Raw genomic sequence first — 11,553 nt, 5'->3', positions numbered from 1 at the left:
ATTTTATGCGGGGATACCCGCGCCCGGGGGTGGCCACCCCCCCCCCCCACCCCGCCGGCGCCCGGGCCCCCGCGGGGGGCCCGCCCCACGGTGCGTTCGAGGGCCGCTCGGCCCCACGTCTGGGTTGATCATCGGCATGTGGCTGGGGCCGGCGGCGTGCCGGGCAGCCACACGCCGATGATCAACGGGGGACTGCTAGGAGAGGCGCTCGACCACCATCGCCATGCCCTGGCCGCCGCCCACGCACATCGTCTCCAGCCCGAACTGGCCGTCGCGGGCGCGCAGCCCGTTGAGCAGCGTGGTGGTGATCCGGGCGCCGGTCATGCCGAAGGGGTGGCCGACGGCGATCGCGCCGCCGTGCACGTTGAGCCGGTCGATGTCGATGCCCAGGTCGCGGTAGCTGGGGATGACCTGCGCGGCGAACGCCTCGTTGATCTCCACCAGGTCCATGTCAGAGATCGACATGCCCGCCCGGGTCAGCGCCTGCTGCGTGGCCTCCACCGGGCCGTAGCCCATGATCTCCGGCGAGAGCCCGGTGACCCCGGTGGAGACGATCCGGGCCAGCGGGGTGATGCCCAGGTCCTGCGCCTTGCGGTCGCTCATGATCACCAGGGCGGCGGCGCCGTCGTTGAGCGGGCAGGCGTTCCCGGCGGTGACCCGGCCGTCGGGGCGGAACACCGGCTTCAGCGAGCTGATGCCCTCCAGCGTGGTGCCGGCGCGGGGGCCGTCGTCGGCGGAGACCACCGTGCCGTCGGGCAGCGTCACCGGGGTGATCTCCCGGCTCCAGAACCCGTCGGCGATCGCCTGCTCGGCGAGGTTCTGGCTGCGGACGGCGAACTCGTCCATCTCGGCCCGGGAGACGTCCTTGAGCAGCGCCAGGTTCTCCGCGGTCTGCCCCATCGCGATGTAGGCGTCGGGCAGCTCGCCGTCCTCCCGGGGGTCGCGCCAGGAGTCCGCGCCGCTCTCGGCGGCCTTGGCGACCCGGGCCTTGGCGTCGGCGAACGCCGGGTTCTCGGTGTCCGGGAGGGCGTCGGAGCTGCCCTTGGTGAAGCGGGAGACCATCTCCACCCCGGCGGAGATGAACACGTCGCCCTCGCCGGCCCGGATCGCGTGCAGCGCCATCCGGGTGGTCTGCAGCGAGGAGGAGCAGTACCGGGTGACCGTCGTCCCGGGCAGGTGGTCCATGCCCATCAGGACGGCGACGATCCGGCCCATGTTGAACCCCTGCTCGCCGCCGGGCAGGCCGCAGCCGAGCATGAGGTCGTCGATGTCGGTCGGGTCCAGCTGCGGCACCTGGTCCAGCGCGGCACGGACGATGGTGGCGGTGAGGTTGTCCGGGCGCAGGTCCTTCAGCGACCCCTTGAACGCGCGGCCGATCGGGGATCGGGTGGCGGCGACGATGACGGCTTCGGGCATGGGTCCTCCACGATGAGGATCGCCACCACGGGCGGCGACGGACGTCGGTCGCCCCCGAACCTACTCCCGGGTAGCCCAGCCGACCGCCCGCACCGGGCGCCGGCCGGCGGTCAGCGGGGAACCGTCTCGCGGGCCTCGTCGGCCTGCGCGGAGGTGGGCATCGCCGGCGGGCGCCGACGGCGCAGCCGGGCCCACGGCCCACGCGGCCCGGTCTCCTCGCCGCGCACCTCGGTCGGCTGGACCTCGGTGCCGGGACGGCCGGCAGCTCGCGCGGCGGCCTGGGCGATCGGGCGGACGCTGTCGCGGCGCAGCCGCAGGCGCCGGTCGGCCGCGGCCGGCCAGACGCCCACCGCGTCGGCGACCGAGGGCAGGATCACCGAGGCCGCGGCGGCGTACCCGGCGGCCGACGGGTGGAACTCGTCGACGCTGAACAGCGTCCGGTCGCTGGCGAACGACGGGCCGAGGACCGAGCCGAGGGAGACCGTGCGCCCGCCCTCGGCGACGACGGCGATCGTCTGCGCCGCGGCCAGCTGCCGGCTCCAGCGCCGGGCGAGCAGCCGCAGCGGCTGCCGGATCGGCCGGATGGTGCCCAGGTCCGGGCAGGTGGCGACGACGACCTGGCAGCCGGCGCCGACCAGCGCCCGCACCGCCTCCGCCAGGTGCCGGACCGAGAGGGCCGGCTTCGCCCGGCTGGTCACGTCGTTCGCGCCGATCATGATCAGTGCGACGTCGGGCTTCTCGGCGAGCGCCTGCTCGACCTGGGCGGCAAGGTCCCGGGAGACGGCGCCGGAGACGGCGACCCGCACCAGCCGGACCGGCCGCTCCGCCAGCTCGACCAGCGCCGCGGCGACCAGCACCCCGGGGGTCTCCGCCGCCCGGTGCACGCCCAGGCCGACGGCGCTGGAGTCGCCGAGCACGGCGAAGACCAGCGGCTTGCCGCGGCCGTGGCCGTACACCCCGTTGCCGGTGGGAGGGTCGGCCTTCGCCGTCCGGGCGACGACCCGCCTGCGGGCCGAGCGGGCCTCCTGGCGCAGCAGCGTGACCAGGCCGGCGCCGGCCAGCCCGAGGCCGCCGCCGCCGTACACCGCGCCGGTCGCCAGTCGCCGCGCCCGGTTCGCTCGCGTCACCTGGCCCGTCCTCTCGTCCCGCCCCGCGGTCGCGTCCTGCACCGGAGCACTGATCAGCAGGCTAACCACCCCCTACGGTGGGTTCCGTGGCCGCCCGAGCTGACCTCACCCGAGCTGACCAGACCCGGCAGCAGCAGATCGTCGACGTCCTGGTCGATGCCTTCGCCCCGCTCATGACGGCTGACGCGGACGCCTTCCGGACCAAGTTCCGGAAGATGGCGGCCGACCCCTTCGCGTTCTACCGCGGCTCGGCATGCCTGTTCTACGCGGACATGGCGACCCTGGAGGACCGCTGGTGTGACGAGCGGACGTCGCGCGTGTGGATCCAGGGTGACCTGCACGCAGAGAACTTCGGCACGTACATGGATGGATCCGGTCGAATCGTGTTCGACGTCAACGACTTCGACGAGGCCTACCTCGGGCACGTCAGCTGGGACCTGCGCCGATTCGCGGCCAGCTTCGCCCTGCTGTCCTGGCGCAAGGCCCTGGCCGACGACGTCATCGGCGAGCTGCTGGCCGGGTACCTCGGCAGCTGGCTGGACCAGGTCGTGGCGTTCACCCACTCCGACGCCGACCGGTTGTTCGCGCTGACCCGGCAGAACACCCGCGGGGCGGTGCGGGAGGTCATCCTGCGCACGACGACGCGCACCCGGATCGGGCTGCTCGACCGGCTGACCGTGGTCGAGGGTTACGAGCGGCGCTTCGCCGACCTGCCGCGCAACCGCCGGCTCGACGACGACGAGCGCGCCGAGGTGCTGCGCGCCCTGGACCGCTGGCAGCAGACGGTGCACCCGCCGCGCCGCCGGCGGGACGTGGCCTACGAGGTGAAGGACCTGGTCGGCACCGGCGGCTTCGGGATCGGCAGCGCGGGGCTGCCCGCCTACAACGTGCTCCTCGAGGGCTACGACGAGGCGCTGGAGAACGACGTCGTGCTGTCGGTCAAGCAGGGCAACGTGGCCGCACCCAGCCGGGTGGTCCGCGACCCGGAGGTCGGCGGCTACTTCGAGCACCACGGCCACCGCACGGCGGTGAGCCAGCGGGCGTTGCAGGCCAACGCCTCGCAGTTCCTGGGGCACACCGAGATCGGCGGGGTGGGCTTCGTCGTCCAGGAGCTGTCGCCCTACGAGACCGACCTGGAGTGGGAGGAGCTGACCGAGCCCGAGGAGATCGCCCCGGTGCTCGACCAGCTGGGCCGCGCGACGGCGAAGCTGCACTGCGTCGGCGACGCCGACAGCGACCACACCCTGGTGCCGTTCCAGACCGAGGAGGCGATCACCGCGCTGATCGGCGGACGGCGGGAGGAGTTCGTCGCCGACCTGATCGAGTTCGCCCACGGGTACGCGCGGCGCACCCAGGAGGACCACCGGTTGTTCGTCGACGCCTTCCGCGCCGGGCTGATCCCGGGGATCAGCTCCAGCGGAGCACACCCGCTCCGCTGACCCCGCGGATCAGCGGATCGGCAGCTCGATGACCATGCCGCGGTGCGGGCCGACCGGCCGCAGCTCGTACTCCTCGGTGACCGTGGTGAAGCCGATCCGCTCGTAGAAGCCGACGGCGGCCGCGCGGGCGTCGCACCACACCAGGTCGCCACCGTGGGCGGAGACCCGCACCAGCCCCTCGGCGACCAGCGCCCGGCCCACCCCGAGCCCGCGCACCCGCGGGTCGGTGGCCATGCCGCGCAGCTGCCAGGAGCCCTCGCCCTCGCGCCACGGGCAGTCCCGGGGGTGGAAGCGGACCACGCCGACGATCGTGCCGTCGTCGAGCCGCGCGGCCAGGTGGATCGTGTACGGGGCGTCGTCCTCGTCGATCTCCACCGGTCGGCCCTCACGGAGCTCCTGGGCGCGCAGCGGGTAGGTGGCCGCTGCGTCGACCTGCTCGATGGTGATCGTCCCGGAAGCCGCCTCGGTGGTCACGACAACAGTCTCCCCGATGCCGGGCCGGTCCGGCGCCGTTGTCCACCCTCCTGGGTCAGGTGACCTGATCGAACACGCTCCTCCTGCACCAACGGTGGTGCGGCGGGGACCGGCAGTGATCGGGTCACCTGATCACTGCCGGTCACCGGCCGCGTCGCTCCCTCCGGGCGCGCAGTGGGAGGACCTGCTCCTCCCCGACCCTCGCAAGCTCGGGCCGGGCCCCGGCCGTCGGCCCCGCTGCAGGGGCCCGCGCCGAGCCTGCGAGGCGTGGGGGGCAGTGGGGTCCTTCAGCTCACCGGCCGCGCCGCCCCCTCCGGGCGCGCAGATAATCGGCGACGACGTACTCCCCGAGCCGCTCGCTGTCGGGCTGGAAGACCCGCCCGCCGGCCCGGGCGGTGATGTCGTGCACGAACTCCACCAGCCCGGGCTCGGGGTCCAGGGCGAAGACGTTCAGCGTCGCCCCCGAGCGGGCCACCCGTTCCACCTCGGCGACGGTGCGGGCGATCGTCTCCGGCATCGGCGGCCAGCAGAAGTACGGCGTGCCGTCGTCCTCCAGGTGCGCGGTCGGCTCGCCGTCGGTGACCACCAGCACGACCGGTTCGGCGTCCCGGTGCCGGGCCAGGAACCGGCGGGCCAGCATCAGCCCGTGCTGCAGGTTGGTGCCCTGCAGGGTGTCCACGCTCAGCTCCGCGAGGGTCTCCGGGCGGAGCACCTGGGCGGTGGAGGAGAAGCCGATGATCTCGATGGCGTCCTGCGGGAACTGGGTGGTCACCAGGGAGTGCAGCGCCATCGCGGTCGACTTGGCCGCGCCCCAGGTGCCCCGCAGCGCCATCGAGTAGGAGAGGTCGACCAGCAGCGCGACCGCGGCGCCGGTGCGGCGCTCGGTCTCCACCACCGCGAAGTCCTCGACGGCGATCTGCACCCGCCGCTGACCCTCCTCCCGGGGGCTGCCGGCGCTGCGCAGCACCGCGTTGCGCACGGTGCGGACGACGTCGAGCGGCTGCTCGTCGCCGAAGCGCCACTCCCGCGAACTGCCGGTGAGCTCGCCGGCGGCGCCCGCGTCGGCGACGTCGTGCTCGCCGCGGCCGGTCGCCGACAGCTGGGTGAACACCCGGCGCAGCGCCGTGGCGCCCAGCCGGCGCACCGCCTTGGCGGAGAGCTCCAGCCGCCCCTCGCTGCGGTTGAGGTAGCCCTGCCGCTCGAGCTCGCGCTCCAGTTGCCGCAGCGCCTGCAGGTCGTCGACGGCGGAGCGGCCCAGGGCCTGCTCCAGCAGCTCCTCGTCGACGTCGGCCAGCGACGCGCCGGCGTACCCCTGGGACAGCTGCTGGGACAGCGACTCGAGGTCGGCCAGCTCGGCGACCGCCGTGGTCGCGTCGCCCATGCCCAGCCCCTGCTCGCCGTCGGGCACCGGGCCGCGCTGCCCCCACGGCAGGTCCGGCCGGGCCTGGCGCAGCGCGTCGTTGAGGTGCGCCATCTCGCTCTGCAGCCCCAGGTCGCCCATCGCCTGGGCCATCAGGTCCTGCAGCTCGGCGCGCTGCTCGGGGGAGAGGCCGGCCATCATCCGCTCCTGGGCGGCGGCGCGGCGGGCGAGGGAGTCGATCAGCTCCTCCACCGACTGCGGGTCGTCGGGGAAGAACTGGCCGTGCCTGCTCATGAAGTCGGCGAACTGCTGGTCGGTGTCCTCCCCGCGGTTGTGCGCGTCGACCAGCGCGGACAGGTCGGCGACCATGTCCTTGACCGCCTGCATCGCGGCGCCGTCGCCGTCCTGCATCTGCTGCAGGGCCTGCTTCATCCCCTGGAACGAGCTGTCGAGCACCTCCTGCCGGAGCAGGTCCTCGATCTGCTGGTACGCCTGGGCCGCCTCGGGGGAGCGCCACTGGTGGTCCTTGAGCGCGCGGACCGCCCCGGCGGTGTCCGGCGGCAGGGCGTCGAGCTCGGCCTCGGCCAGCCGGGCGGCGTCGTCCGGGTCGGGGAAGAGGGCCTGCCGCTCGGCCTCGACCGCCTGGTCGAGCAGCTCGCGGACCTGCTCCAGCGTGCCGTCCATCCGCCCGGCCTGCCGCGCCTGGCGCAGCCGGTCGCGGACGGTGCGGCGCAGCGCGTCCAGCCCACGGCGGCCGTCGGCGCCCCGGCGCAGCAGGTCGCGCAGCGCCTCGCGGACGCCGCTGCCGGCCAGCACCTGGTCACCGATCTCGTCGACCGCCGCCGCGACGTCGTAGGGCGGCGCGAGCGGGTCGGGGCCGCCGCGCCACGGTCCGTACCGGTAGCCCCTCGGGCGACGCCCCGCCACGGGTCAGGCCCCGTACACGGTGCGGCCGCCGTCGGTGTCCTTGGCCAGCCGGCGGGTCAGGTAGAGCCCCTCGAGGGCGAACTCGACCGCGGCCGCCGCCTGCTCGGCCGACTCCTCGCCCTCGGGCACCCCGACCCGGCCCAGCAGCTGCGCCAGGTTCGGCACGGTGCCCAGCTGGCCCAGCAGCGCCGCAGCCGGCACCAGGTCGCCGGACTCGACGGTGTCCCCGCCGGTGAAGTGCTCCTGCAGCCCGGTGAGGTCCAGCCCGCCGCAGCGGGCCCGGAACGTCTGCGCCGTGGCCTGCCGCAGCAGGTGCTCGAGCACCTCCAGGTCGCGCTCGTCGTCGGGGTCGCTGCCGGCGTCGGCGAACTCGACCTTGCCCCGGCTGGCCGGCACGATGCTGGGCAGGTCGACCACCCGGGCCACCGGCCGGGTCTCCCCGGCCACCGCGGCCCGGCGGACGGCGGAGGCGGCGACGGTCTCCAGCCCGGCGATGGCGAACCGGGCGCTCACCCCGGACCGCTGGTCGACGTGGCTGGACTCGCGGACCAGCCGGGTGAACCGGGCGACGATCTCGACCAGGTGCTCGGGGACGACCGGGGCGTCGAACCCGTTGCCCCCGTCCCCGCCCGGCCCAGCCCCGAGCCAGCTGGTGTGCGCCTCCTGGTGCAGCAGCCGGATCTCGTCGGCGAGCTCGATCGGGTAGTGGGTGCGCACCTCGGCGCCGAACCGGTCCTTGAGCGGGGTGATGATCCGGCCGCGGTTGGTGTAGTCCTCGGGGTTGGCGCTGGCCACCAGCAACAGGTCCAGCGGCAGCCGCACCCGGTAGCCGCGGATCTGGATGTCGCGCTCCTCCAGCACGTTGAGCAGCGCCACCTGGATCCGCTCGGCCAGGTCGGGCAGCTCGTTGACGCTGAAGATGCCGCGGTTGGTGCGGGGCACCAGCCCGTAGTGCACCGTCTCCGGGTCGCCCAGCGTGCGGCCCTCGGCGACCTTGATCGGGTCGACGTCGCCGATCAGGTCGCCGACGCTGGTGTCCGGGGTGGCCAGCTTCTCGCCGAACCGCTCGCTGCGGTGCAGCCAGCCGACCGGGGTGGCGTCGCCGTGCTCGGCGACCTGCCGGTGCCCCCAGACGCTGATCGGCTGCAGCGGGTGCTCGTTGAGCTCGCTGCCGACCAGCACCGGGGTCCACTCGTCGAGGAGTCCGACCAGGGTGCGGATCAGCCGGGTCTTGCCCTGGCCGCGCTCACCGAGCAGCACCAGGTCGTGGCCGGCGATCAGCGCCCGTTCGACCTCGGGGACGACGGTGTCCTCGAACCCGACGATGCCGGGGAGGGTGGGCTGCCCGGCGCCCAGCCGGGCGAGCAGGTTGTCGCGCAGCTCGGCCTTGACCGGCTTGGCGGTGGCGCCCTGGGCGCGGAGCGCCCCGAGAGTCGTGGGAGCGGGGGGAGTCGGGACCTGAGCGGTCCCCAGCGGTGCGGCGTCCGTCACCTCGACCACGGTACGACGGGGATGCGACCGCCGGGGCGTTCCGCGTCCCGGGCGCCGGCTGCGAGGATCGTCGCCGTGGCGGTCCCCGGTGCAGTGCCCCTGGTCAGCGGAGCCGACGTCGAGGCGGCCGCCCGGCTGCTGGACGGCGTCGTCCGGCGCACGCCGCTGGAGCACTCCCGCGCGCTGGCCGAGCAGGTCGGCGGTCCGGTCTGGCTCAAGTGCGAGAACCTGCAGCGCGGCGGGTCCTTCAAGATCCGCGGCGCCTACACCCGGATCTCCCGGCTGAGCGAGGCCGAGCGGACCCGCGGCGTGGTCGCCGCCAGCGCCGGCAACCACGCCCAGGGCGTGGCGCTGGCCGCCCGGGAGCTGGGGACGACGGCCACGGTGTTCATGCCGGTGTCCGCGCCGCTGCCCAAGGTCGCCGCCACGCGTGGCTACGGGGCCGACGCCCGGCTCGGCGGTGCCACCCTGACCGAGGCGATCGCCGCGGCCCTCGCCCACGCCGAGGAGACCGGCAAGGTCTTCATCCACCCCTTCGACCACGCCGACGTGATCGCCGGTCAGGGCACCGTCGGGCTCGAGCTGCTCGACCAGTGCCCGGAGGTGGCCACCGTGGTGGTCTGCACCGGCGGGGGCGGGCTCGTCTCGGGCATCGCCGCCGCGGTGCGGGCCCGCCGTCCCGACGTCCGGGTGGTCGCCGTCCAGGCCGCCGGCGCCGCCGCGTTCCCCGCTTCGCTGGCGGCCGGGGAGCCGGTGCCGCTGACCACGATGAGCACCATGGCCGACGGCATCGCCGTCGGCGCACCCGGGGACCTCACCCTGGCGCACGTCGCCGGCCTGGTCGACGAGGTGCGCACGGTCACCGAGGGCGACCTGTCCCGGGCGCTGCTGTTCTGCCTGGAGCGGGCCAAGCTCGTCGTCGAGCCGGCCGGGGTGGCGGCGGTGGCCGCGCTGCTGGCCGACCCGGCGGCCTTCCGGGCGCCGGTGGTCGCGGTGGTCTCCGGCGGCAACATCGACCCGGTGCTGATGATGAAGGTGGTCCAGCACGGCATGGCCGCCGCCGGCCGCTACCTGTCGCTGCGGGTGCAGGTGCCCGACCGGCCGGGGTCGCTCGCCGCCCTGCTGCACGAGCTGGCGGAGCTCGCGGCCAACGTGTTGTCGGTCGAGCACGAGCGGACGACGGCGCGGCTGGACCTGGGCGAGGTGGAGGTCGCGGTGCACCTGGAGACCCGGGGTCCCGACCACGCCACCGAGGTGCTCGCCGCGCTCACCGCGGCCGGGTACGCGCCGCGCACCGACTGAACCGGCGCCCACCCGCCCGCGCACCGATGAGTTCGCGGGGCGGGGCGGGTCTGACCGGTGGGCCGCCACCCGGCGTCCCGTCACGGACCGTCGTCGTCTGGAGGGACCCACGTGCACGCCGCTGAGCCCGGAGCGAAAACCGCTCGGTCCTGTCGTACCCCCGCCCTACGGTCGCGGGCATGAGCAACGCCATCGTCGTCGACGGGCTCGTCAAGCGGTTCGGCGAGCAGACCGCGCTCGGTGGGGTCGACCTCACCGTGCCCGAGGGCACCGTCCTCGGGCTGCTCGGGCCCAACGGGGCCGGCAAGACCACCGTCGTCCGGGTGCTCAGCACGCTGCTGCGGCCCGACGGCGGCCGCGCGGAGGTGGCCGGGCTCGACGTCGTCACCCAGGCCGACCAGGTCCGCGCCACGATCGGGCTCACCGGTCAGTACGCCGCGGTCGACGAGTACCTCACCGGCCGGGAGAACCTGGAGATGGTGGGGCGGCTCTACCGGCTCAAGGGCGCCCAGGCCCGCTCCCGCGCCGGTGAGCTGCTGGAGCGCTTCGACCTGACCGACGCGGCGAACCGGCCGGCGAAGACCTACTCCGGCGGCATGCGCCGGCGGCTGGACATCGCGGCCTCGCTGATCGCCCGGCCGCGGGTGCTCTTCCTCGACGAGCCGACCACCGGCCTCGACCCGCGCAGCCGGCTCGGCATGTGGGAGTTCATCGGCGACCTGGTCGGCGAGGGGACGACGATCCTGCTCACCACCCAGTACCTGGAGGAGGCCGACCGGCTCGCCGACCGGATGGTGGTCATCGACCGCGGGCAGGTGATCGCCCGCGGCACGGCCGACGAGCTGAAGGCGCAGGTGGGTGGTGAGCGGCTGGAGCTCACCGTCGCCACGGCCGAGCAGCTGGGCACCGCCGCCGACTGCCTGGCCCCGCTGGCGGCCGGCGAGCTGCGCCGCGACGAGCAGACCCGCCGGCTCACCGTGCCGGTCACCGGTGGCACCGGCACGCTCGCCGAGGCGCTGCGCCGGCTCGACGCCGGCGACGTCCACGTCCTCGACGTCGGCCTGCGCCGCCCCGACCTGGACGACGTCTTCCTCACCCTGACCGGGCACGCCACCGAGGACGGCGTGCCGCCCGACGACCCGACCGAGGCCGACGGCGACCGTCCGCTGGCCCGCAGCGGAGGAGCACCCCGATGAGCGCGCTGGCCGCGACCGCCTCCGACAGCTGGACGATCACCAAGCGGAACCTGATCAAGGTCAAGCGGGTGCCCGACCTGATCGTCTTCGCCACGCTCTCGCCGATCATGTTCGTGCTGCTGTTCCGCTACGTCTTCGGCGGCGCGATCGGCGGCAGCCTGCCGTCGGAGATCAGCTACGCGGAGTTCCTGCTGCCCGGGATCTTCGCCCAGACCGTGGTGTTCGGCGCCACGGTCACCGGCGCCAGCATCGCCGAGGACCTGCAGAAGGGGCTGATCGACCGGTTCCGCTCGCTGCCGATGTCCCGCTCGGCGGTGCTCATCGGCCGCACCGTCGCCGACCTGGGCCTCAACGCCATCTCCATCGCGGTGATGGCGCTGACCGGGCTGGTGGTCGGCTGGCGGATCAACACCTCGGTGGGCGAGGCGATCGCCGGCTTCCTGCTGCTCCTGCTGTTCGCCTTCGCGATCTCCTGGGTGATGGCGCTGGTCGGGCTGCTGGTGCGCACGCCCGAGGTGGTCAACAACGCCAGCTTCATCGTGATCTTCCCGGCGACGTTCGTGGCGATCACCTTCGTGCCGCTGGAGGCGTTCCCCTCGGTGCTCCGCCCGATCGCCGAGTGGAACCCGGTGTCGGCGGTCGTGCAGGCCTCCCGCGAGCTGTTCGGCAACTCCATCCCGGGCTTCCCGGCCACCGACGCCTGGTCGCTGCAGCACCCGGTGGTCTACACGCTCCTCTGGATGGTCGCGCTGCTGGCGGTGTTCGTGCCGCTGGCCGTGCGGCAGTACCTGCGCACCTCCACCCGCTGAGGAAGGACCTCT

The 11,553-nt window shown here is 74.4% G+C and carries 9 protein-coding genes; 4 read left to right on the top strand and 5 right to left on the bottom strand.

The window, feature by feature from the left end; all coding sequences use genetic code 11:
* Positions 1-195 precede the first annotated feature (195 nt).
* Together ACI79U_RS16835 and ACI79U_RS16830 are read right to left on the bottom strand one after the other, a co-directional pair.
* Positions 196-1,416 carry an acetyl-CoA C-acetyltransferase gene (locus tag ACI79U_RS16835; RefSeq protein WP_457069385.1) on the bottom strand — a complete coding sequence of 407 codons (1,221 nt, stop codon included), beginning with the start codon at positions 1,414-1,416 and terminating at the stop codon, positions 196-198.
* Positions 1,417-1,526: 110 nt separating this feature from the next.
* Positions 1,527-2,543, bottom strand: coding sequence for an SGNH/GDSL hydrolase family protein (locus tag ACI79U_RS16830; RefSeq protein ID WP_457069387.1), 1,017 nt, complete (start codon positions 2,541-2,543; stop codon positions 1,527-1,529).
* A gap of 86 nt (positions 2,544-2,629) precedes the next feature.
* On the opposite strand from ACI79U_RS16830, the gene ACI79U_RS16825 reads away from it, so the two are divergent.
* The gene (locus tag ACI79U_RS16825) at positions 2,630-3,982 is read left to right on the top strand and encodes a DUF2252 domain-containing protein (protein WP_457069389.1); all 1,353 of its coding nucleotides are present in this window, start codon (positions 2,630-2,632) and stop codon (positions 3,980-3,982) included.
* Between the two features lie 9 nt (positions 3,983-3,991).
* Here the strand turns inward: ACI79U_RS16825 and ACI79U_RS16820 are convergent, their stop codons facing one another.
* The 3 genes from ACI79U_RS16820 to ACI79U_RS16810 all read right to left on the bottom strand — a co-directional run bounded on the left by ACI79U_RS16820 (position 3,992) and on the right by ACI79U_RS16810 (position 8,234).
* On the bottom strand, positions 3,992-4,456 hold the full coding sequence (locus tag ACI79U_RS16820) for a GNAT family N-acetyltransferase (protein ID WP_457069391.1): 465 nt from the start codon (positions 4,454-4,456) through the stop codon (positions 3,992-3,994).
* 292 nt (positions 4,457-4,748) lie between these two features.
* Positions 4,749-6,743, bottom strand: coding sequence for a VWA domain-containing protein (locus ACI79U_RS16815; RefSeq protein WP_457069393.1), 1,995 nt, complete (start codon positions 6,741-6,743; stop codon positions 4,749-4,751).
* Between the two features lie 3 nt (positions 6,744-6,746).
* Positions 6,747-8,234 (bottom strand): sigma 54-interacting transcriptional regulator, encoded by a 1,488-nt coding sequence (locus tag ACI79U_RS16810; protein ID WP_457069395.1) that lies wholly within the window; start codon positions 8,232-8,234, stop codon positions 6,747-6,749.
* Positions 8,235-8,309: 75 nt separating this feature from the next.
* On the opposite strand from ACI79U_RS16810, the gene ilvA reads away from it, so the two are divergent.
* The 3 genes from ilvA (at position 8,310) to ACI79U_RS16795 (ending at position 11,541) form a co-directional block, all read left to right on the top strand.
* Positions 8,310-9,536: a threonine ammonia-lyase gene (gene ilvA / locus ACI79U_RS16805; RefSeq protein WP_457069397.1), complete on the top strand. Its 1,227-nt coding sequence runs from the start codon at positions 8,310-8,312 to the stop codon at positions 9,534-9,536.
* Positions 9,537-9,715: 179 nt separating this feature from the next.
* Complete coding sequence (locus ACI79U_RS16800) at positions 9,716-10,732, top strand: ATP-binding cassette domain-containing protein (RefSeq protein ID WP_457069399.1); 1,017 nt, start codon at positions 9,716-9,718, stop codon at positions 10,730-10,732.
* Positions 10,729-11,541 (top strand): ABC transporter permease, encoded by an 813-nt coding sequence (locus ACI79U_RS16795; RefSeq protein ID WP_457069401.1) that lies wholly within the window; start codon positions 10,729-10,731, stop codon positions 11,539-11,541. The genes ACI79U_RS16800 and ACI79U_RS16795 overlap by 4 nt, the downstream gene beginning before the upstream one ends.
* Positions 11,542-11,553 lie beyond the last annotated feature (12 nt).

It is taken from the genome of Modestobacter sp. SYSU DS0904, from assembly GCF_054051115.1.
The sequence above is the reverse complement of the archived record's forward strand: the minus strand, read 5'-3'. Positions and strand labels throughout refer to the sequence as shown.